The sequence below is a fragment of the Massilibacteroides vaginae genome, from assembly GCF_900178525.1.
In the GTDB taxonomy this organism is placed as follows: Bacteria; Bacteroidota; Bacteroidia; order Bacteroidales; family Tannerellaceae; genus Massilibacteroides; species Massilibacteroides vaginae.
This window is the reverse complement of sequence record NZ_FXDJ01000006.1, coordinates 54045-75391: the sequence shown is the minus strand read 5'-3', so window position 1 is coordinate 75391 and position 21347 is coordinate 54045. Positions and strand designations below refer to the sequence as shown.

The window sequence follows — 21347 nt, the reverse complement described above, 5'->3', positions numbered from 1 at the left end:
CTATTCTACTAAATATATCTAACATTTTATTCGGAATAAGCCAACTCTTCTTCCAAAATATAATCAGAGTATCTGGCTTCTAAGTATTCGAGATATTCCTCATCAAGATTGCTTTGCAGGCCCGACATGATATCAGCTTGTCGTTGTGTTTGCACCCGAAGGGAATCATTCATATAAGCGTCGGTCTGGTCTTCAAGCCCAATGAAAATATTGATAAAAAAAGCTATCCCTAATGATATGGCAGCTATTCCTATCCACGGGCGAAGACGAGTTATCATGGGAACCTTGCGCGATTTCTTTTCACATGTAGCATCTTCCGGCAGCTGACTCATGATTTGGTCAGTCAGACTTTCCATGTATCCTTCGGGCACACGGAAAGGATTCTGTCCTTTCAAATTGTCTAATTCATGTTGATCTTTTCCCATTTTATATGTTTTTTATTATTTGACTAACTGAATCCCAAATGGTTTAAATGTCTTTTGTTAAAAAGTCCTCGACTTTTTTTGTTGCGTGATGATAGGATGCTTTTAGTGCACCTACGGATGTGTTAAGTATTTCTGACATCTCTTCATACTTCATTTCCTCAAAATATTTCATTGTAAAAACGATGCGCTGCTTTTCGGGCAATGTTAAGATTGCTTCTTGTAGTTTCATCTGGGCACTGTCGCCATCAAAGTATGAATCTCCTTTGAGTCGTTCCAAGAGAAAAACATCTGTATCGTCAATCGATACGTTATTTAAGTTGCGTTGTTTGTTGAGAAAGGTTATTGATTCATTGACGGCAATTTTATACAGCCAAGTTGAAAGACGGGAATCTCCCCTGAATGAATCAAGATTTGTCCAGGCTTTTAAAAAAGTATTTTGTAATAAATCGTTTGCATCATCGTGGTTTAAAACCATTTTTCGAATATACCAATAAAGCTTCTCGCTATATCGGTTGACTGTCAACGTAAATGCGGTACGTCGTTGGTCAGGAGATTGCAGTAGTCTCAGTATTTCATCATCTGTATTTTGCTGCATACTTTCTATTTTGGAGTAAATATATTAAAAAACTTTCTAATTTTGTCCAAACATTAAAGTTCATGGATGTTCAGACAATTTTATTAGCTTTTGGTTTAACACTTATCGCTGGCCTTTCAACCGGGATAGGAAGTGTGCTGGCCTTCTTTACAAAACGAACAAATACAAAATTCCTGTCAACGGCACTTGGATTCTCTGCCGGTGTGATGATTTACGTGTCATTTATGGAGATGATGCCCGAGGCGAAGTCGAGTTTGATAGAGGATTTTGGCGAGCATTTAGGTACATTATATATGTTGTTCGCTTTCTTTGGCGGAATGGCCCTGATTAGCTTAATCGACTTTATCATACCGGAAGATAAGAATCCGCATGAGCTGCATCGAGTTGAAGAACTGGATAAGAAACAGACCGGATTAACTAAGACCGGTATGATGGTTGCTGTGTCTATTGGTATTCATAACTTTCCGGAAGGGATAGCGACTTTTACTTCTGCGTTAAACAGTCTTGAGATTGCTTTACCGATTACTTTTGCTATTGCGATTCACAATATTCCTGAAGGTATTGCTGTTTCTGTGCCTATTTACCATGCAACAGGTAATAAGAAGAAAGCTTTTTGGCTGTCTTTCTTGTCTGGTATGGCCGAACCGGTTGGCGCTTTGTTTGGATTCCTTATATTAATGCCATTCTGGACGCCTGCATTGAATGGTTTTATTTTAGCCGCCGTATCAGGTATCATGGTCTTTATCTCGATGGACGAACTTTTGCCCAGTGCCCAGAAGTATGGTGAGCATCACTTGTCTATTCTTGGATTGATCGGAGGAATGGTAACTATGGCATTGAGTTTATTCTTATTTATTTAATCAATAACAAGATGAAGATCGAGCACATTGCAATTTGGACTTCCAACCTTGAGTTGATGAAAGATTTTTATGTTACCTACTTCGATGGCGTACCGAACGAACGCTATGAAAATCCGTTGAAAAAGTTCTCTTCTTATTTTATTGCTTTTGCAGATGGTTGCCGCTTAGAGCTTATGCAAAGAGACGATGTGAAAAATTCTTCGGAGCGTGGAGACTATTTAGGTATAACTCACTTGGCTTTTTCAACCGGTAATAAAGAAAATGTAACTGCATTGACCGAACGGCTAAGAGCAGACGGTTATACGATTGCTTCCGAAACAAGAACTACGGGAGATGGTTATTTTGAAAGTGTTGTACTTGATCCCGAAAACAATCGCATAGAAATTACAGAATAACTACCGGTTTATTTCCAAACCAATCCATCTTGGCGAATATGCCATAACTGATTCTGAAAGGGTAGGGTGATTTCATAGCCGGACGGCAAGGTGTATAGCTGTATTGTTTTCAACTCCTCAGCATTGCAGAAATCTTTTGCTTGTAAATCGTCAGGATTTTTAGCGTAATGTCCGAAAGTTTTGAAATAATGCGACTGGCGATAATACAGATTGCGTAAGGTCCATTTTATTTCTTCTTCCGGTTGTAAAACGAATGCTTCCTCACCCGCTCCGCATGTTATGCCTGAAAATTGTACAAATCCCCAGAATTCGGGACGATGAATATCTATAACTCCTGTTGGAGCCCAAACCCAATTGTATTCTCTGATCTTATCTTCACCGGCAATGGGTGTCTTTTTGTATTGGCCGTTTTCAACTGTAGTTGTCCATTGCACACGGGAAAAGTTTACCCGGATTTGTTCTCCCGGCTGAGGCATTTTTGAATGACGCACAGGTTGATAAAGTGATTCCCAGGGAATAAATACTTCTAAGCTCCAGGAACGATCTGTGTCGTTGGGGTTATTGATTGTGCCATCTACATAAACCGCTGATTTCATTCCGGCAAATTCCCAGTTGTTAAGCACAACAGTGCCGTCACGATAAGGCTTTGACAGGAATAAATCCCAGACAGTTCCGAGTGCGTTTACTTCGTATTCCAAATAATTATGTGTGTCTCCGGAGGGATTCAGGAATATTTCGAAATCATTGTCATGAAAGATAACAGCATCGTGTTTGGTTATAGATGCCCAAACATGAGGCTCCTCCATTAAGGCAGCGAAATACATACCGGTACTGTCGTAAGCCATTTTTACACGGGTTTGCAAATGAGGCGCCGGTTTTTTGTCTCCTTCGATATCCGTAAAATCATCTGTCCAGGGAATATTGTCCCATTCAGAGGGATTTATTTTGCCGTCTATCTCGATGGGGTGGTTAAGCTGGTAACACACATACCCGGGAGGATTGAATTGTATGGGATCGGCAAAGTTGATGGAGTGCACTTCTTTATCAGCCTGTTTACAGGACGGAATGAATAGTAATAAAAGGATAGTGAAAACAGAAAAGCTTAAAATGCGTATCATTATTTAGTTAGTTAGTGTTTGTTTAATTTGACATATCAAGGATGGACAATCCGGCCTTCAGCCAGATGTCGATATCGTCGGGGTAATGCTGAGATGTTCTTGTTTCGCTACGTTTTTCTCCTAAACGAACAATTACAGCGTTATGTTCCGGAATCACAAAAACATATTGCCCAAGTATACCACGCATATACGAAACCTCCAGGTCATGGTATTTTAAGTGCCAGAACTGATAGCCGTAACATTGGTTTGGCTCGTTGTATTCTGCGAATACCAAAGAGGCATCAGGAGTTGTTGCCTCCTCAAGGTATGCGGATGAAATCAGCTGTTTTCCGTTCCAGTAACCTTTGTTTAGCAATAACTGTCCAAACCGGGCAAAATCTCGGGCGTTACTGTTGAAGCAGCAATACGCTTTTTCCATTCCGTTCGCCTTATCTAAGCTCCACAACGCATTTTCTTCCGCTTGCATCGGAGTCCATAGTTTGCGAGATACATAATCGGATAATCTTTCTCCCGTAGCTTTCTCCAGTACGAACGCCAATAGTTGTGTAACGCCACTTTGGTATACGAAGTTTACTCCCGGCTTTTCAATTTCTTTCATTCCGTAAACAATATGCTCCAGGTTGTTTCCATAATACAACTTGGTGGTAGGAGAGAAGGGGGAAGTGTAGGCCTCTTCAAAATCCACACCGGCACTCATGGTCAGCAAATGTTTAATCGTTAAAACTTCACCATCAAACCCTTGAAAGCCCGGCACGAAATCACTAACGGGCTGATGCACATTGCGGATCAGTCCGTCGTCAATCGCACAACCGATAGCTAAGGCAACGATGCTCTTTGCCATTGAAAAGGAATTACTCAAAGAAGAGGAAGAGTACGTATCCCAATAAGACTCGAATAACAGGCGGTTGTCTTTGATAACCACAAAGGCAACCGTCCCGTATTTTGTGAAATCCGCTTGCAATTGTTCAGGAATAGCACGCTGATTATATTGTGGTGATAATTCCCACGGAGAAGGGTTTCCTGCCTTGACCGTTCTGTTCTCAAAAATCGGATATTGATCGATCTTCGGCGTCAGGTGTACTAACGCTCTTCTCAGGTAATAATTAGAAGGCAGCGTGATGAAAGCCGCCAAACAACCCAGTACCAGCAGAATCGCTACTCCCCACTTTTTCATTCGGAAGTATCCTCCTTATACCAAGAAGCATACATGTGGTAATTCTTAGCGATGCGTTGATTTATTTCCTGAGACTGTGCCGGGTCTACCTTCTTTACAAACTTAGCAGGAACACCGGCGTAAATGCTACCGGGCTCTACAATCGTATTGCTTAGAACCACCGATCCGGCCGCGATAATTGCACCTTCGCCCACCACAACATGATCCAGCACAACAGAACCCATTCCGATTAAAGCACCGTCGCAAATTTTAGCTCCGTGGATTGTAACGTTGTGACCTACAGATACATCATTTCCAATTTCGATTGTGGATTTCTGGTAGAGCGTATGCAGAACCGTTCCGTCTTGTATGTTTACCCCGTTGCCAATGCGGATAGAATTTACATCCCCTCTAAGCACTGTGCCGAACCAAATACTGCACCCTGTGCCGATCTCTACATCACCAATAATTGCCGCATTGTCGGCCAGGTAAGTGTCGTCGCCAATTATAGGCGTAAATCCCCTTACCGATTTTATAATTGCCATAGTTTAAATTTCTGTTGTTTTATCTTTTAACCAAGCCGCTTCTTCAGCGTTAAGATGCGGACTTAGCAGTTCGTATACCATTTCGTGATATTTGTTTAGCCAGGCATGTTCCCGCGCAGATAACATAGATGGGATAACTAAACGGGTGTCGATGTAGCAAAGCGTAAGCGTATCGAACGTTAAAAAGCGTCCGTATTCAGTAACGCTGTCTTCCCGGATCAACATAATGTTCTCGGTCCGGATTCCGTATTCGCCCGTTCTATACATTGCCGGCTCATCGCTCATCACCATGCCCTCGCGCAAAATCACCGGATTTTCTTCCATGCGAATGCTTTGCGGACCTTCGTGCACGTTGAGGCAATGCCCAATTCCGTGGCAAGTTCCGTGCATATAGTTGATCCCTGCATCCCAAAGTGCTTTTCTGGCGAATGCATCGATCAAACAACCCCGAATACCCTCCGGAAATTTACATTTGGCCATGCTGATTGTGCCTTTTAGCGCGCGCGTAAAATCTTTCCTCATCTGTTCGGTAGGTTCGCCCAAAGCGATAGTACGCGTAACATCTGTTGTGCCATCCAGGTACTGACCGCCCGAATCCAGCAGGTAGAGCCCTTCCGGTTGAAGTTGAATGTCGGTTTCCGGAGTAGGCGAGTAATGCACAACTGCCCCGTGTTCACCATAGCTGGATATGGCCGCGAAACTATCCATTATATATTGCGGTTGCTCCGCGCGTAAAGACGTTAGTTTTGCCGCTGCGCTGAGTTCGGTTACTTTTTCGCCGGCAGCCAGTTGCTTTTCCAACCAAAAGTAGAAACGGCTAAGCGCGATACCGTCTTTTAAAACAGCATGGCGAAAGCCCTTTATCTCGGTATCGTTCTTGATGCTTTTCAGGTGATTGGCCGGAGCGATACCTTCAATTATTGTCGCACCCTTTGGTAGCGCATTGTATAAAGCCACATTTGTTTTAGCCGGATCAAGGAACACGCGGCTGTTTTCCGGAAGGCGAGACAGATAAACCTCTATCATAGAATAATCGGCCAGTATAACCCCTTCTTCTTTCAATCTTCCGGCGGCTTCATCGGTCAGTTTCTTCGGATGAATAAAAAGAACGCTTTCTTTTTCGGAAACGAAAGCATAGCTTATCACCACCGGATTGTAGGTAACATCAGTTCCGCGAATATTAAAAGTCCACGCCACCTCGTCGAGTGCCGAAAGAACCGTACAATCCGCTTCCGATTTACGCAACATCGCGATTATCTCTTCAATTTTATCGGCAGTACTTTTACCGCTGTACTCAATCGGCATTTCAAATAACGCATCACCGGGTACTTCCGGACGGTCTATCCATATCTCGCCCGGCAGATCCATGGACGAATCCACTTTAATACCTTTACAATTTAATTTCAGTTCCAGGTTCCGCCAATCGGCAATGCTGTAACAAGCCCCATCAAAACCAACTGTCTGCCCCTCGAGTAATTCTGATAGTAAGAATTCGGGGATGGAAGGCGTTTCGGGTAAAGCAAGTCTGTAAAGATCGATTCCACTTCCGTTTAGTTGGTCAATCGCTTGCAGGAAATAACGTGAATCAGTCCACAAGCCGGCTTTGTTGGTCGTAATAACGACCGTACCTGCCGAACCGGTAAAACCGGATATCCACTGACGTGTTTTCCATCTGTCGGCAGGATATTCACTCATGTGCGGATCCGAACCCGGAATAATATACGCATCGATCCGGCGTTCGTGCATCAATTTTCTTAACGCGGCAATACGCTCAACAATTGTTACTTTCATCAAACTCTGGTTTTAAATCATTATTTGTACTTAAGGCAAAGTTATTAAAATACTGAAAACCGTTGCAGTTGTAAGTCGCTAAAAATGAAAAAAACGGAAAAACAATAGCCCGGCTCGGTGTGTTTAAATATGTTAAATTTCACGTAGCTATATCCACAGAAAAAGGGGTTTTATAACTAATTGATAATTAGCTTGTTGGTAGTGCTCAAAAACATAAAGGTTATTTTTGAAAACATAAAGGATATTTTTTGAATTATAAAGGATATCTTTTAAAAGATAAAGGATGCGTTTGGAGAGGCATTGATTTGCTATGTTTTTGAAATGTTAATTATCTTGAAAAATAAGCCATATCGGCGACAATCCGCAACTGGTTATAATTGTTGTTTATGTAGTGTCGCGAAAAGCACTGCGAAATAATGAATAAAATATAGATTCTTTTGCAGTGTGCTTGAATATTTGTATATTTGCGACCGAATGAGAGAAGAGGATGAGGAGGGGGACGGATAGTCCCCTTCTTTTATTCTCCTAATTGTCAAATAGTATGATTGATAAAAACGAACTGGTACGGCTTGTGGAGGAGAAGCTTGCTTCATCGACTAATTTTTTAGTAGATGTACAGGTTAAACCCGGCAATCTGATTGTGGTTGAGATAGATAATGATGAATCTGTGGGTATTGACGACTGTGTGGAGTTGAGCCGCTACATTGAAGATGCTTTAGACAGGGATAAGGAAGACTTCGAGCTGGAAGTCGGTTCGGCCGGAATCACTTCGCCGCTAAAAGTGCTTCGCCAATACAATAAATATATTGGTAAAGAGGTGGAGTTGCTGTTGCTAAAAGGGCTGAAGGTGACCGGTGTGCTGAAATTCGCGGATGAAAACGGAATCGTAATCGTCGTGGAAAAAATGGTTAAACCGGAAGGAGCTAAAAGAAAAGTGCTGGTCGAAGAAGAGCAGGCTTACGCTTTTGAAGAAATAAAATATACGAAATATTTATTAAGATTCAAGTAGAAAAATTATGGCGAAGAAAGAGGAAACAGTCAGCATGATTGATACACTTGCGGAATTCAAAGAATTGAAGAACATTGACAAGGATACAATGATCAGTGTGCTGGAAGAGTCGTTCCGTAATGTGATAGCCAAAATGTTCGGGACGGATGAGAATTATGACGTAATCATCAACCCGGAAAAAGGAGACTTTGAAATTTGGAGAAACCGTGTGGTGGTTGCCGACGACCAGCTGGAGGATTCGAATTTGCAACTAACATTGACACAGGCCCGTGAAATAGACCCGGATTGTGAAGTAGGTGAGGAAGTTACGGATGAAGTGTATTTTGCCAAATTCGGACGTAGAGCAATATTGAACCTGCGTCAAACATTAGCCTCAAAAATACTTGAATTACAGAAAGATAGTCTGTTTGCAAAATATAAAGACAAAATCGGAACAATAATTGCCGCTGATGTATATCAGGTGTGGAAAAAAGAAATTCTGTTGCTTGATGATGAAGGGAATGAGTTGCTTCTTCCTAAATCAGAGCAAATACCGACTGACTTCTATCGTAAGGGAGAAACAGTTCGTGCGATTGTTCAACGTGTAGATAATATGAACAACAATCCGAAGATCATATTGTCTCGTACCGATAAAGTCTTTTTACAGCGCTTGTTCGAACTGGAAGTACCCGAGATTAACGATGGCTTAATAACCATCAAGGCAATCGCGCGTATTCCGGGAGAAAGAGCAAAAGTTGCCGTTGAATCGTATGACGACCGTATCGATCCGGTAGGAGCTTGTGTGGGTATGAAGGGTTCACGTATTCATGGAATTGTTCGTGAATTGAGAAATGAAAATATTGATGTGATCAATTATACATCAAATATTTCACTGTTTATACAACGCTCACTCAGTCCGGCTAAAATTTCCTCTATTCGCTTAAACGAAGAAGAACGTAAGGCTGAAGTATTTCTTCGCCCCGAGGAAGTTTCCTTAGCCATCGGAAAAGGAGGTTTGAATATCAAACTGGCAAGTATGTTGACTGAATATACGATTGATGTGTTCCGTGATATTGATAGTGCGGATGAAGAAGACATCTATTTGGATGAATTCTCTGATGAAATTGATGCATGGGTGCTTGAGATTCTGAAAAACAGTGGATGCTATACCGCTAAAAACGTGTTGGCAATGAACCGCGCCGAATTAATCGAGCGTACTGATTTGGAAGAATCTACTATTGATGAGGTGTTGGCTGTTTTAGCTGCTGAATTTGAAGACGAGAAAAACGTATAAAAGTATTACGATAAATATTGATATGCCTATAAAATTAATAAAAGTAACACGAGATTTAAACGTAGGGATCACCACGGTTGTGGAGTTTCTGAACAAGAAAGGTCATCAGGTTGAGAGTAATCCCAACACGAAGATCAGTGATGAACAATATACTTTACTCGTAAGTGAGTTTGGGAAACCTTCGCATGCCGGAGTACGGGAACGACCTGCTTTTGAACGCCCTGTTAAAAAAGTGCATATCACAAAAAAAGAAACTCCTGAAATAATTAAAACAGAAGTTCCGGAAGAATATAAGCCAAAGATTGTAACCAAGGGAAAGATTGATTTGGATGAGTTGAACAAGCCGCAGGAGCAGCAAGCTCCCGTTGTGCCTGAAGTGAAGGTAGAACCTGAGGTTAAAAAAACGGAACCGGAAGTTAAAAAAGAAGTTATTGTAAAACCTGAACCGAAGCCTCAACCCAAGGTAGAAGCTCCGCAGGTAATTCCTGCCGCGAAGGAACAAGAGAACGCGGAAAAACTAATCGCTGAAAATAAAATAACTGTGGAAGCAGAGACTGTTAAAAAGACACAACCTGAAACTACATCAGCCCCTGTGGATAAAGGGCAGGAAAATGAAGAAACCGCGAGCGCTGACAATGATTCTTTATTTCGCCTGAGTGCACCTAAGTTCGAATCGAACATTAAGGTAACGGGGAAGATTGATTTGGCTACACTTAACCAATCTACTCGTCCGAAGAAAAAAACAAAAGAGGAACGTCGTAAAGAGCGGGAAGATAAGCGTGAGAAATTCAGTCATGGTAAAGGACCGAATACTGCTGCTGGCAATAACCCCAATACCCAATCCCCGAAAACGGGTGCAGGTACTGCCGGAACAAGTGCTGCCGACGCTGATGCGAAGAGAAAGCGCAAACGTATTAAAAAGGATCGGGTAGATGTAAACAATACACCCGGAACAAACGCGCCCCATAGCGGAGGACATAGTGGTGGACATAGCGGAGGTAATAAGGATTTCCGTAAACCTCGTCTGAGAAAACCGGTAAAGGCCGAAGTAAGTGAGGAGGATGTACAAAAACAAGTGAAGGAAACGCTTGCCCGCCTGACAAACAGGGGGAATAAGAGCAATAAAGGTGCGAAGTACAGACGCGATAAACGTGACGCGGCCGTAAGACGGGAAAGTGAATTGCTTGAACAGGAAGAACTGGAAAGCAAAGTATTGAAACTGACCGAGTTTGTTACAGCGAACGACTTGGCTAATATGATGGATGTTCCGGTAACGAAAGTAATCGGTACTTGCATGAGTATTGGAATCATGGTTTCAATCAATCAACGATTGGATGCTGAAACAATTAATATAGTAGCCGAAGAATTTGGCTTCAAAACAGAATATGTAAGTGCGGAGGTTGTTGAAGCGATCAATGCCGATGAGGAAGAGGATGTAGAAGAAGATTTGGTTGCGCGTCCGCCTATCGTTACGGTGATGGGACACGTTGACCACGGTAAAACATCTTTACTTGATGGTATTCGAAACGCGAATGTGATTGCCGGAGAGGCCGGAGGTATCACACAGCATATCGGTGCTTACAACGTGAAACTACCACGTAGCGGACGTCGAATTACGTTCCTGGATACTCCGGGGCACGAGGCGTTTACCGCGATGCGTGCACGTGGAGCGAAAGTTACAGATATCGCGATTATTATTGTTGCTGCTGATGACAATGTGATGCCACAGACTGTGGAGGCTATCAATCATGCTGCTGCGGCAGGTGTGCCGATTGTTTTCGCGATTAACAAGATAGATAAACCGCACGCGAACCCTGAAAAAATTAAGGAAGAACTGGCAGGTATGAACTACTTAGTGGAAGACTGGGGAGGTAAATACCAAAGTCAGGAAGTTTCGGCCAAGAAGGGTTTAGGTGTAGAAGAATTGCTTGAAAAAGTATTGCTTGAGGCCGACTTGCTCGACTTGAAGGCTAATCCAAAACGTAGAGCGATTGGTTCGATCATAGAATCGTCATTAGATAAAGGACGTGGATATGTATCTACTATTTTAGTAGAGAACGGTACACTTAAAATGGGTGATATCGTGGTGGCAGGTACGCACTTCGGACGTGTAAAGGCAATGTTCAACGAACGTAACCAACGCATTGAAGAAGCCGGACCTTCTGAACCGGCATTGATCTTAGGATTGAATGGTGCTCCTCAGGCCGGTGATACGTTTAATGTCATAGAAACAGAACAGGAAGCGCGTGATATCGCGAATCGTCGTGAGCAACTACAGCGCGAACTCAACTTGCGTACGCAGAAAATGCTTACGCTGGATGATATCGGTCGCCGTATAGCAATCGGAAACTTCCAGGAGCTGAATGTGATTGTGAAGGGAGACGTGGACGGATCAGTGGAAGCGCTTTCAGACTCTTTGATTCGCTTGTCTACAGAGCAAATACAGGTAAACGTAATACACAAAGCGGTAGGGCAGATTTCGGAATCGGATGTTGTTCTTGCGGCTGCTTCAAATGCGATTATCATTGGTTTCCAGGTGAGACCTTCGCAAGCTGCCAGACGCAACGCGGAAAACGAAGGCGTAGAGATTCGCCAGTACTCTATCATCTACGATGCTATCGAAGAGGTAACGAGTGCAATGGAGGGTATGCTTGCGCCTGAAGTGAAAGAAGTGTTTGCCGCGAATGTGGAAGTACGTGAAGTGTTCAAAATCACTAAAGTCGGAACTGTGGCCGGTTGTATGGTTAAGGAAGGTAAGATCAAACGTTCTAACAAAATCCGCCTGATTCGTGATGGTATTGTGATTTACTCAGGCAATTTAGGATCGCTGAAACGATTTAAAGATGACGTGAAAGAGGTTGCCTTCGGATATGAATGCGGACTTAATATTACCAATTACAACGATATTCAGGTTGGCGATATTATTGAAGCTTACGAAGAAATAGAGGTTAAACAAACGTTATAAAACAACGATATGAACTGGTTGGACATTGTATTGCTATGTCTGGCAGGTATAGGATTTTTGAAAGGCCTGTTTGATGGAATGATCAAACAGGTTGTTTCGCTTATAGCCTTGGCTGTTGCTATTTACTTTTGTGCGGAGGTTGCCGTTTGGGTGGAAGGACATCTGATACGGTTGGATTGGTTCTCTGCCGAGTCGGTAACGATCATCAGCTATATATTCGGTTTTATTTTAATACTTGGAATTATTTTATTGGCCGGAGAAATTGTACACCGGGTTGTCGGTGTAACGCCGCTTGGCGTATTAAATCATTTAGGAGGAGGGGCATTAGGTTTGGTTATCATGCTCCTTTTTTTAAGTTTGGGACTGAACTTTCTTGAGGTTTTTGAAAAGAAATCTGCGCTTATAGCTCCTGAAATCAAAGTAGAGTCTCGCTTCTATGCTCCGATAAAAGAAATCGTGCCAACCATTTACCCTCACAAACTGTTCTATAACGAGTAAAAGATTGTTTTTTAAATAAAGTATAATGCAAGAATCAAATGATATATTGAATGACGTAACAACCAGTGAATACAAATACGGATTTGTTACTGATATTGATACGGAGACGATTCACAAGGGATTAGACGAAGAAACTGTTCGTATTATATCCGCGAAGAAGAATGAACCCGAGTGGCTATTGGAATTTAGGCTGAAAGCTTATCGCCATTGGCTTACGCTCGAGATGCCTACATGGCCTCATCTAACCATTCCTCCGATCGATTACCAGGATATTATATATTACGCTGCTCCGAAGCAAAAAGAAGGACCGAAAAGTCTGGACGAAGTAGATCCTGAATTGCTTAAAACATTCGATAAACTGGGAATTCCTTTGGAAGAACAGAAAATGTTAAGCGGAATGGCGGTTGACGCTGTAATGGATAGTGTTTCTGTGAAAACAACGTTTAAAGAAGTGTTGGCCGAGAAAGGCGTGATCTTTAGCTCCTTTAGTGAAGCCGTTCAGCATCACCCTGATCTTGTTCAGCAGTATTTGGGAAGTGTGGTGAGCTATCGTGATAATTTCTTTGCCGCATTAAACTCCGCTGTGTTTTCAGATGGTTCCTTTGTTTATATACCAAAGGGAGTTCGCTGTCCGATGGAGTTGAGCACTTACTTCCGGATTAACGCGGCCAATACCGGTCAGTTTGAACGCACACTTATTGTTGCGGAAGATGATTCTTATGTAAGCTATCTGGAAGGTTGTACTGCCCCGATGCGTGATGAAAACCAATTGCATGCCGCTATTGTGGAAATTATCGCTCAAACGAATGCCGAAGTAAAATATTCGACTGTTCAAAACTGGTATCCGGGTGATAAAGAAGGAAAGGGTGGTATTTATAACTTCGTGACAAAAAGAGGACTTTGTAAAGGAGATAACAGTAAAATATCGTGGACTCAGGTAGAGACCGGCTCGGCTATTACATGGAAATACCCAAGTTGTATTCTGGCAGGAGATAATTCGGTAGGCGAATTTTATTCTGTTGCCGTAACAAACAATTATCAGCAGGCAGATACAGGAACGAAGATGATCCATCTGGGGAAAAATACCAGAAGCCGTATTGTGTCTAAAGGAATCTCTGCCGGATTCAGCCATAATAGTTACCGGGGTTTAGTGAAAATATCAGCCCGTGCTGAAGGAGCCCGTAATCATAGCCAATGTGATAGCTTATTGCTTAGTTCCACCTGTGGAGCTCACACCTACCCTTATGCCGATGTGCAAAATGAAACAGCGGTAATAGAGCACGAAGCAACCACCAGCAAGATCAGCGAAGAGCAATTGTTCTATTGCCAGCAACGTGGCATCTCGGTGGAGGAAGCGGTTGGATTGATCGTAAACGGATATGCAAAAGAAGTAATGAATAAATTGCCGATGGAGTTTGCCGTTGAGGCACAAAAACTACTCAGTATTTCGCTGGAAGGCAGTGTCGGATAATATAAAGATATATATAATAAACATGTTAGAAATAAAGAACTTACATGCCAACATTGAAGGCAAAGAAATATTAAAGGGAATAGATTTAAAAGTAAACGCCGGAGAAATCCACGCGATAATGGGACCAAACGGATCGGGTAAGAGTACCCTAAGTAGCGTATTGGTTGGAAATCCCGCTTTTGAAGTGACAGAAGGTGAAGTGCTATATAATGGTAAGAATCTGCTGGAGCTTGAACCGGAAGATCGTAGTCGCGCTGGTATCTTCTTAAGCTTTCAATATCCGGTTGAAATACCCGGGGTAAGTATGGTTAACTTCATGCGTGCGGCAGTAAATGAACACCGCAAATATAAAGGTCTCGAACCTGTTTCGGCAACAGACTTCTTAAAGTTAATGCGTGAGAAAAGAGCTATTGTGGAGTTGGATAATAAACTGGCCGGACGTAGTGTGAATGAAGGATTTTCAGGCGGTGAAAAGAAGCGGAATGAAATCTTCCAGATGGCTATGCTGGAACCTAAATTGTCTATCCTTGACGAAACCGATAGTGGTTTGGATATCGACGCTCTTCGTATTGTGGCAAAAGGAGTGAATGAGATGAGATCATCGGAAAACGCGACAATTGTAATTACCCACTATCAACGACTACTGGAATATATTAAACCTGATTTTGTACATGTCCTTTATAATGGTCGTATTGTAAAAAGTGCCGGTCCGGAATTAGCGCTGGAACTGGAGAAGAAAGGATACGATTGGATTAAGGAGCCTGAAACAAAAGCATGATATGGGAGCAGAAAAACAATATATTGATTTGTTCGCCCAACAAGAGAACTTGATAACTAAACATTCTCCTGAGGTGATGAATAAACTTCGGGCTCAGGCTTTCGAAGACTTTAAACGAATCGGATTCCCTTCATCAAATGATGAAAACTACAGATATACGGATGTTCAGAAAGCTTTTTCTTCTGATTACGGATTGAATCTTAACCGCTTGGATATGTCTTTCAAACCGGAAGATGTATTTCATTGTGATCTTCCTAATCTGGGAACATCGCTTTACTTTATGGTGAACGATTCGTATGTTGAGAAAACACATAAGGATAAGAACTTACCCGATGGAACATTCGTCGGGGGATTCAGGAAATTTGCGGAGATGCATCCGGATGTGGCAGCCCGGTATTACGGCAAAGCCGCATCAACAGCACATGACGGTATAATCGCAATAAACTCCATGTTGGCGCAAGATGCTTTTGTAATCTACGTACCCAAAGGAGTAGTGGTGGAAAAGCCAATGCAGCTGATCAATATCTTACGTAGTAAGGTGGAGATGATGGCGAATCGTCGTATGCTGATTATTATGGAAGCACATTCCGAAGCCCGTCTTTTAGTTTGTGACCACTGTCTTGATTACAAGAAATTCTTGGCAACACAGGTGGTGGAGATATTCGTTGGAGAAGGTGCTTTTTTAGACTTTTATGAGTTGGAAGAAACAAACGACCTGACTACGCGCTTCTCTTCATTGCACGTGAAACAGGAAGCCAATTCAAACGTACTTGTCAATGGTATCACGTTAATGAACGGACTTAGCCGTAACAACTACTACTTTGAGTTGAACGGTGAATATGCCGAAGCCACGTTATGTGGTATGGGAGTGATGGACAAGGAAAAGAAAGTGGATGTTTACAGCCATATCACGCATGCGGTACCAAATTGCCATAGTACGGAATTATTCAAAAATGTACTGAATGATCACTCGGTAGGTTCTTTTGCTGCGCGTATATTGGTGAAATTGGATGCTCAAAAAACACGTGCTTACCAAAGTAATAGGAATCTGCTGCTTACCCGCGATGCCCGTATGTACAGCAAACCACAATTGGAGATTTACGCTGATGATGTGAAGTGCTCGCACGGTATGACAACCGGACAATTGGATGAAAACGCGCTGTTTTATCTCAGAAGTCGTGGTATCCCCGAAGCTGAGGCGCGTATGATGCTGAGTGTTGCATTTACGGCTGATGTGTTAGACCACATACGGCTTGAACCGCTACGGGAAAGACTGACAGCTTTGGTGGAAAAACGTTTTCGTGGAGAATTGGCCACCTGTTCCGGTTGTAGTTGTTTTTAAGGATGCTTTTATGTGTTGATTGTTAGCGAATAAAGCGGCTAATAATCATAGATGAAAATAGATAAAATTGTATGAAGACCATGCCGGAAAGAGGTTCTTGAGAGAGCCTGATTACGGCATGGTCTTTTGTTTTATAGCTCTTTTTATGACCCTTAGTCTCTATTCGTTAAGATAATTAAATGGTTATAAGTCCTGTAGTTTTCATTATTAACTCTATCTTTGCGACAAGATATATCAGTGTATGGCAGATAAAGAAAATATTTGCAGAATAGATCTCAAACAAATCTTAAGACAAAAAGCACCTTCCCTTGCCGGGAAAATACCGGGCTTTATTGTCAACTATTTGATAAGAACAGTTCACCAGGATGAACTGAATGATATTCTGACAAGATATCAGGATAAAGAAGGTGTAGAGTTTATGCAAGAATTAATCGGTTATTTCGATTTGACTTTGCAACTTGTCAACGACGAAAATATTCCTGATAAAGGGCGCTTTATATTCGCGTCTAATCATCCTTTGGGAGGGTTGGATGGTATATGCTTGTCTGCCGTTATCGGTGGTAAGTTTGATGGAAAGATAAAATATCTGGTTAACGACTTATTGCTTTACTTGGCTAATCTGAGAACTATTTTTGTTCCGATCAACAAACATGGATCGCAAGGTAAGGAAGCGGCGCTAATGCTTGAAGAAGCTTATGCTTCGGATAATCAAATTGTCACTTTCCCGGCCGGACTTTGTTCCAGAAAGATAAAAGGCGATATTGTAGATCTGGAATGGAAAAAGTCTTTTATCCAAAAAGCCGTAGAATATAAACGGGATATTATTCCTGTTCGTTTTGAAGGAAAAAATTCCTCTTTCTTTTATAACCTGTCGAATGTGCGTAAAGCATTCGGTGTGAAAATGAATTACGAAATGATTTATTTGCCGGACGAAATGTTTAATTCTAAACATAAAACCTTCAAAATTTATTTTGGAGAACCGATTCCCTGGCAAACCTTTGATAAAAGTAGAAAGCCCGCTGAATGGGCTGAGTGGGTGAAGCAAATTGTTTATAAACTTTAGAACAGCAAGATGTATGCAAATGCAGGAGATAATTAGTCCGGTAGATATAGAACTGCTTAAGGCGGAACTGACGAAAGACAAACTCTTACGGAGAACCAATAAATCCAATAACGAAATTTATATCGTTACGGCTCATGATTCGCCAAACGTAATGCGCGAGATCGCACGTTTGCGCGAGATCGCCTTTCGTTTCTATGGCGGAGGCACAGGCAAAGAGATGGATATTGATGAGTATGATACGATGGACAATGCTTATCGTCAATTGATAGTGTGGAGTCCGGAAGATGATATGATTTTAGGAGGCTATCGCTTTTTGTGCGGTTCGGATGTAAAGTTTGATAAGGACGGGAAGCCAATGCTGGCCACTTCGCATTTGTTTAATTTTTCTGAGAAATTTATTAAAGATTATCTGCCCTATATTGTTGAACTGGGGAGATCTTTTGTTACGTTGGAATATCAATCAACGCGTGCCGGCGCAAAAGGGTTGTTTGTTTTAGACAATCTGTGGGATGGCTTAGGAGCCTTGTCGGTAATAGACCCTACCCTTAAATACTTTTTCGGCAAAGTAACCATGTATAACACCTATAATACAGAAGCCCGAAATATGATTCTGTATTTTCTAAGTTTGCATTTTCCCGATAAAGATCGCTTGATTACTCCGGTATGTCCTCTGCAAACAGATACGGATATCGAAAAAATGAAGACTCTTTTTCCGCATGAGAACTTTAAGGAGAATTATAAGATATTGAATACTGAGGTGCGTAAGTTGGGTATAAACGTTCCGCCGTTAGTAAGCGCATATATGAGTCTTTCTCCACAAATGCGCGTATTCGGAACTGCTGTTAACCAAGAATTCGGAGAGGTAGAAGAGACCGGTATCCTGATCGCGATAAATGAAATTTTGGAAGAAAAGAAGAAACGCCATATTGAAACCTATCTGAAAGAAGACCAATCTTCAACAGATTTGATAAAAAACGCGGAGTAAGCAATTAAATAAAAGAAACAAATGGAGCCTTGCTTTTTACATCAAAAAGGCAAGGCTTTCTTGTTGCTTAAGCAATCCGTAAATAATGAAGCCTGCTATTGTTACGAAAAGGGCTATAAATCCCAGCACAGTAAAGAATAAAAACTGCCCGAAGATACATTTGAATATGTTCTTTTTCCATGTTCCTCCGGTCAACTCTTTCATGTCGTAACTTAAAAAAAATAAATAGGAAAGCATTAAGTAACTGTCATTGATGGCATAAGACGGGAAAAACGCATTGAACAAAACAAAAATCAGTTCGATAATAATGATCTGTGAAAAGAAATAAGCCGCGATGAAACAGGTCTCCACCCAGGTGAACCGATAACGTATCTCTTTATAAAGCATGCGGAATACTAAAACCTGTAACGGGATACAAAACACCCACATGATTCCCCGGTTATTTTGAAAGAAGCGGATTAACTTCGTGCAAAAAGTATTTACCGCGGGTGTTAACATATTCGAGAAGCTGTTGCCTATCTCAAAATCACTACTCTCCCCACTCCAGAAATAGATAATCATGTAAAGAGTTGCCGTTAGGAAGAGCAGCTGGAAGGGGGCAAAGAACGTAACACGCCGGCCATATACATATTCCGCTGCCATACGGGCAGGCTGAGTAAAGAGGTCGATCAATGTGCGAAGCATACCCCTGTCTATTGTTCCGAAGCTCAGCATTACGCTTTGCGCTAAAGATTTATAATTTAGCGGTTCGGTAGCACTTTTTTGTCCACATTGCGGACAATAAGGTGTATTAACTTCCGTGTCACAATTCTTACAATTCACTTTCTTTTTGTTTTTCCCATTCGGAAGCAACTGTCTCTAATTCGTTGTACCAGGCTTCACCGAACTTGCGGATCAAGGGCTCTTTCAGAAATTTATATAAAGGAACGCCGGCCTTGCTACCCAGGATTTCAGCCGGTTTGCAAATCTTCCATTTGTTATAGTTCAGCGCGCGGAATGTATTGTGCTTCGCTACCCGAATTGGATAAAGATGGCAGGATATCGGTTTGTAAAAATCGATCCGCCCTTCCCGGTACGCCTTTTCTATCGCGCATTTACAAATGCCTTTTTCATCGTAGAAGGTAAACACACAGTCGCGTCCGTTTACTAATGAGGTTACTACCTCGCCATCCTCATCTATATAACCAACACCCTGCTTTTCGATAACAGCTTGCGCTTCAGGTGAGAGGTCATTCCAGATTTCGGGTAGTATCTTTTTGATGATCTGGTATTCATTGCTTTCAAGAGGTGCGCCGGAGTCTCCTTCTACACAACAGGCTCCTTTGCATTGCGCCAGGTCGCAAATAAATGCCTTCTCGATGATATCTAAGCTGATCAGCGTATCTTCAATTTGAATCATAAATAAAAATATGAATAGTAAAGACAAGGCGCGCCTTGTCTTTACTATGGTAATGATATAATCTTATTTTATCAATGAACGTCCGGTCATTTCAGCAGGCTGACCCAATCCCAGTATGGCTAAAAGGGTAGGGGCTACATCTGCCAGAATTCCGTTTTCTACTTTCGCTCCTTCGCGATCTGTAACATATACACAAGGAACGGGGTTCAATGAATGAGCCGTGTTCGGACTTCCGTCAGTATTAACCGCATTGTCCGCATTTCCGTGATCCGCGATAATAATCACTTCATATCCTTTTGCTTTTGCCGCTTCAACCGTATCGCGAAGGCAATTATCAACGGCTACAACCGCTTTCTCGATGGCTTCGTAAATGCCGGTATGTCCCACCATGTCACCATTTGCATAATTACAGATGATACAATCGTACTTTTCCGTATGAATAGCCTCAACCAATTTGTCTTTAACTTCGTATGCGCTCATTTCCGGTTTCAGGTCGTAAGTAGCCACTTTAGGCGATGGCACAAGAATACGATCTTCGCCGGAAAAAGGCTCTTCACGTCCACCATTGAAGAAGAACGTTACGTGCGCGTACTTTTCGGTTTCCGCGATATGAAGCTGAGTTTTATTCTGTTCAGCCAGATATTCACCCAGGGTATTGCTTACATTTTCCTTGTCAAAAAGAATATGAAGTCCTTTATAATTTGCGTCGTAAGGAGTCATACAGAAATAGTGCAGACCCGGGATTGTTTTCATACCGGCTTCCGGCATATCCTGTTGCGTCAATACAACGGTCAATTCTTTTGCACGGTCGTTACGATAGTTGAAGAAGATCACTACATCCCCTTCTTCGATCTGAGCTACCGGCTTGCCGTTTTCGGTGTGTACGATTGGTTTTATAAATTCGTCGGTGATTCCTTCGGCGTACGAATCTTCTACGGCCTGAACCATACATTCAGCAGATTTTCCGATGCCGTTCACAAGCAAATCGTAAGCTTCTTTTACACGTTCCCAGCGTTTGTCTCTGTCCATTGCGTAATAGCGTCCGATGATGGAAGCTATCTTTCCGCCTGTTGTTTGAAGGTGCTTTTCAAGTTCTTCAATAAAATCCTTTCCGCTTTTCGGGTCGGTGTCTCGCCCGTCCATAAAGCAATGTACGTACGATTTGGTAATGCCATATTCACGGGCAATGTCGGTGAGCTTCATCAAATGCTCCATAGAGCTATGTACACCCCCGTCTGAAACCAATCCTAAGAAATGAATATTTTTATTGTTTTCTTTGGCGTAGCTATAAGCACGTTTGATTTCCGGGTTGTTCATGATTGTGTTTTCACGACAGGCAATGTTGATCTTAACTAAATCCTGATATACCACACGTCCTGCACCAATGTTGAGGTGACCTACTTCCGAATTACCCATCTGTCCGTCGGGCAGACCTACGTTTTCTCCCGAAGCCTGCAGTTGTGAGTTAGGATAGTTCTTAATTAAGCTATCCCAGTAAGGAGTTGGTGTCGAAAAAATAACATCACTTTTACCCTGGTTGCCGATTCCCCAGCCATCACAAATGATTAAGAGTGCTTTTTTGCCCATAATTCAAATATCTATTTTAGTTGTAATTTGTATAATAGCCGCAAAGATAGGGATTTCCGATGTATTAATTGTTTGCACTATTATATTACTTTTGC

The 21347-nt window shown here is 42.1% G+C and carries 20 protein-coding genes; 11 read left to right on the top strand and 9 right to left on the bottom strand.

The window, feature by feature from the left end; translation table 11 throughout:
* Window positions 1-26 precede the first annotated feature (26 nt).
* Both B9Y81_RS00845 and B9Y81_RS00840 read right to left on the bottom strand, forming a co-directional pair.
* Window positions 27-425, bottom strand: a complete 399-nt coding sequence (locus B9Y81_RS00845; RefSeq protein ID WP_085535112.1) for a hypothetical protein — start codon at window positions 423-425, stop codon at window positions 27-29.
* A 43-nt stretch (window positions 426-468) separates the two neighbouring features.
* Window positions 469-1020, bottom strand: a complete 552-nt coding sequence (locus tag B9Y81_RS00840) for an RNA polymerase sigma factor (protein WP_085535111.1) — start codon at window positions 1018-1020, stop codon at window positions 469-471.
* Between the two features lie 62 nt (window positions 1021-1082).
* Between B9Y81_RS00840 and zupT the strand changes: the two genes are divergently transcribed.
* Entirely contained in the window at window positions 1083-1880 is a 798-nt protein-coding gene (gene zupT, locus B9Y81_RS00835; protein WP_085535110.1) for a zinc transporter ZupT, read from the top strand.
* An 11-nt stretch (window positions 1881-1891) separates the two neighbouring features.
* A complete protein-coding gene (locus B9Y81_RS00830) occupies window positions 1892-2275 on the top strand; it encodes a VOC family protein (RefSeq protein ID WP_085535109.1) in 384 nt (127 codons plus the stop codon).
* Window positions 2276-2283: 8 nt separating this feature from the next.
* On the opposite strand, the gene B9Y81_RS00825 is transcribed toward B9Y81_RS00830, so the two are convergent.
* From B9Y81_RS00825 to B9Y81_RS00810, 4 genes are read right to left on the bottom strand one after another with little or no spacing between them, the layout of a single operon-like run.
* On the bottom strand, window positions 2284-3393 hold the full coding sequence (locus B9Y81_RS00825; protein ID WP_085535108.1) for a carbohydrate-binding family 9-like protein: 1110 nt from the start codon (window positions 3391-3393) through the stop codon (window positions 2284-2286).
* Window positions 3394-3415: 22 nt separating this feature from the next.
* Entirely contained in the window at window positions 3416-4567 is a 1152-nt protein-coding gene (locus B9Y81_RS00820; RefSeq protein WP_085535107.1) for a serine hydrolase domain-containing protein, read from the bottom strand.
* Window positions 4564-5091 (bottom strand): gamma carbonic anhydrase family protein, encoded by a 528-nt coding sequence (locus B9Y81_RS00815; RefSeq protein ID WP_085535106.1) that lies wholly within the window; start codon window positions 5089-5091, stop codon window positions 4564-4566. The genes B9Y81_RS00820 and B9Y81_RS00815 overlap by 4 nt, the downstream gene beginning before the upstream one ends.
* Window positions 5092-5094: 3 nt before the next feature.
* Window positions 5095-6882, bottom strand: coding sequence for an aminopeptidase P family protein (locus tag B9Y81_RS00810; protein ID WP_085535105.1), 1788 nt, complete (start codon window positions 6880-6882; stop codon window positions 5095-5097).
* A 541-nt stretch (window positions 6883-7423) separates the two neighbouring features.
* Between B9Y81_RS00810 and rimP the strand changes: the two genes are divergently transcribed.
* The 9 genes from rimP (at window position 7424) to B9Y81_RS00765 (ending at window position 18266) form a co-directional block, all read left to right on the top strand.
* Complete coding sequence (gene rimP, locus B9Y81_RS00805; RefSeq protein WP_085535104.1) at window positions 7424-7891, top strand: ribosome assembly cofactor RimP; 468 nt, start codon at window positions 7424-7426, stop codon at window positions 7889-7891.
* A 7-nt stretch (window positions 7892-7898) separates the two neighbouring features.
* Window positions 7899-9164 carry a transcription termination factor NusA gene (gene nusA / locus B9Y81_RS00800; RefSeq protein WP_085535103.1) on the top strand — a complete coding sequence of 422 codons (1266 nt, stop codon included), beginning with the start codon at window positions 7899-7901 and terminating at the stop codon, window positions 9162-9164.
* 22 nt (window positions 9165-9186) lie between these two features.
* The gene (infB, locus tag B9Y81_RS00795) at window positions 9187-12129 is read left to right on the top strand and encodes a translation initiation factor IF-2 (RefSeq protein ID WP_085535102.1); all 2943 of its coding nucleotides are present in this window, start codon (window positions 9187-9189) and stop codon (window positions 12127-12129) included.
* Window positions 12130-12138: 9 nt separating this feature from the next.
* Window positions 12139-12627 carry a CvpA family protein gene (locus B9Y81_RS00790; protein WP_085535101.1) on the top strand — a complete coding sequence of 163 codons (489 nt, stop codon included), beginning with the start codon at window positions 12139-12141 and terminating at the stop codon, window positions 12625-12627.
* Window positions 12628-12652: 25 nt separating this feature from the next.
* Window positions 12653-14098, top strand: coding sequence for a Fe-S cluster assembly protein SufB (gene sufB / locus B9Y81_RS00785; protein ID WP_085535100.1), 1446 nt, complete (start codon window positions 12653-12655; stop codon window positions 14096-14098).
* 22 nt (window positions 14099-14120) lie between these two features.
* On the top strand, window positions 14121-14876 hold the full coding sequence (gene sufC, locus B9Y81_RS00780; protein ID WP_085535099.1) for a Fe-S cluster assembly ATPase SufC: 756 nt from the start codon (window positions 14121-14123) through the stop codon (window positions 14874-14876).
* A gap of 1 nt (window position 14877) precedes the next feature.
* A complete protein-coding gene (sufD, locus tag B9Y81_RS00775) occupies window positions 14878-16218 on the top strand; it encodes a Fe-S cluster assembly protein SufD (protein ID WP_085535098.1) in 1341 nt (446 codons plus the stop codon).
* Between the two features lie 241 nt (window positions 16219-16459).
* Window positions 16460-17281: a lyso-glycine lipid O-acyltransferase GlsA gene (locus B9Y81_RS00770; protein WP_085535097.1), complete on the top strand. Its 822-nt coding sequence runs from the start codon at window positions 16460-16462 to the stop codon at window positions 17279-17281.
* A 19-nt stretch (window positions 17282-17300) separates the two neighbouring features.
* Window positions 17301-18266: a glycine N(alpha)-acyltransferase GlsB gene (locus tag B9Y81_RS00765; protein ID WP_085535486.1), complete on the top strand. Its 966-nt coding sequence runs from the start codon at window positions 17301-17303 to the stop codon at window positions 18264-18266.
* A 36-nt stretch (window positions 18267-18302) separates the two neighbouring features.
* Here the strand turns inward: B9Y81_RS00765 and B9Y81_RS00760 are convergent, their stop codons facing one another.
* The 3 genes from B9Y81_RS00760 to gpmI form a co-directional block, all read right to left on the bottom strand.
* Window positions 18303-19088 (bottom strand): DUF3667 domain-containing protein, encoded by a 786-nt coding sequence (locus B9Y81_RS00760; protein ID WP_085535096.1) that lies wholly within the window; start codon window positions 19086-19088, stop codon window positions 18303-18305.
* Complete coding sequence (locus B9Y81_RS00755; RefSeq protein WP_085535095.1) at window positions 19078-19665, bottom strand: DUF3109 family protein; 588 nt, start codon at window positions 19663-19665, stop codon at window positions 19078-19080. Before B9Y81_RS00755 ends, B9Y81_RS00760 begins: the two co-directional genes overlap by 11 nt.
* Before the next feature lie 63 nt (window positions 19666-19728).
* Complete coding sequence (gpmI, locus tag B9Y81_RS00750; protein ID WP_085535094.1) at window positions 19729-21252, bottom strand: 2,3-bisphosphoglycerate-independent phosphoglycerate mutase; 1524 nt, start codon at window positions 21250-21252, stop codon at window positions 19729-19731.
* Window positions 21253-21347: the final 95 nt, after the last annotated feature.

What these genes read in the sequence shown, in the direction of transcription:
- sufC (WP_085535099.1), top strand. Translation starts at nt 14,121, where the DNA reads ATGTTAGAAATAAAGAACTTACATGCCAACATTGAAGGCAAAGAAATA.
- B9Y81_RS00845 (WP_085535112.1), bottom strand. Translation starts at nt 425, where the DNA reads ATGGGAAAAGATCAACATGAATTAGACAATTTGAAAGGACAGAATCCT.
- gpmI (WP_085535094.1), bottom strand. Translation starts at nt 21,252, where the DNA reads ATGGGCAAAAAAGCACTCTTAATCATTTGTGATGGCTGGGGAATCGGC.
- sufB (WP_085535100.1), top strand. Translation starts at nt 12,653, where the DNA reads ATGCAAGAATCAAATGATATATTGAATGACGTAACAACCAGTGAATAC.
- nusA (WP_085535103.1), top strand. Translation starts at nt 7,899, where the DNA reads ATGGCGAAGAAAGAGGAAACAGTCAGCATGATTGATACACTTGCGGAA.
- B9Y81_RS00830 (WP_085535109.1), top strand. Translation starts at nt 1,892, where the DNA reads ATGAAGATCGAGCACATTGCAATTTGGACTTCCAACCTTGAGTTGATG.
- B9Y81_RS00770 (WP_085535097.1), top strand. Translation starts at nt 16,460, where the DNA reads ATGGCAGATAAAGAAAATATTTGCAGAATAGATCTCAAACAAATCTTA.
- B9Y81_RS00840 (WP_085535111.1), bottom strand. Translation starts at nt 1,020, where the DNA reads ATGCAGCAAAATACAGATGATGAAATACTGAGACTACTGCAATCTCCT.
- B9Y81_RS00810 (WP_085535105.1), bottom strand. Translation starts at nt 6,882, where the DNA reads ATGAAAGTAACAATTGTTGAGCGTATTGCCGCGTTAAGAAAATTGATG.
- rimP (WP_085535104.1), top strand. Translation starts at nt 7,424, where the DNA reads ATGATTGATAAAAACGAACTGGTACGGCTTGTGGAGGAGAAGCTTGCT.
- B9Y81_RS00815 (WP_085535106.1), bottom strand. Translation starts at nt 5,091, where the DNA reads ATGGCAATTATAAAATCGGTAAGGGGATTTACGCCTATAATTGGCGAC.
- B9Y81_RS00755 (WP_085535095.1), bottom strand. Translation starts at nt 19,665, where the DNA reads ATGATTCAAATTGAAGATACGCTGATCAGCTTAGATATCATCGAGAAG.
- B9Y81_RS00765 (WP_085535486.1), top strand. Translation starts at nt 17,301, where the DNA reads ATGCAGGAGATAATTAGTCCGGTAGATATAGAACTGCTTAAGGCGGAA.
- B9Y81_RS00790 (WP_085535101.1), top strand. Translation starts at nt 12,139, where the DNA reads ATGAACTGGTTGGACATTGTATTGCTATGTCTGGCAGGTATAGGATTT.
- infB (WP_085535102.1), top strand. Translation starts at nt 9,187, where the DNA reads ATGCCTATAAAATTAATAAAAGTAACACGAGATTTAAACGTAGGGATC.
- zupT (WP_085535110.1), top strand. Translation starts at nt 1,083, where the DNA reads ATGGATGTTCAGACAATTTTATTAGCTTTTGGTTTAACACTTATCGCT.
- B9Y81_RS00825 (WP_085535108.1), bottom strand. Translation starts at nt 3,393, where the DNA reads ATGATACGCATTTTAAGCTTTTCTGTTTTCACTATCCTTTTATTACTA.
- B9Y81_RS00820 (WP_085535107.1), bottom strand. Translation starts at nt 4,567, where the DNA reads ATGAAAAAGTGGGGAGTAGCGATTCTGCTGGTACTGGGTTGTTTGGCG.
- sufD (WP_085535098.1), top strand. Translation starts at nt 14,878, where the DNA reads ATGGGAGCAGAAAAACAATATATTGATTTGTTCGCCCAACAAGAGAAC.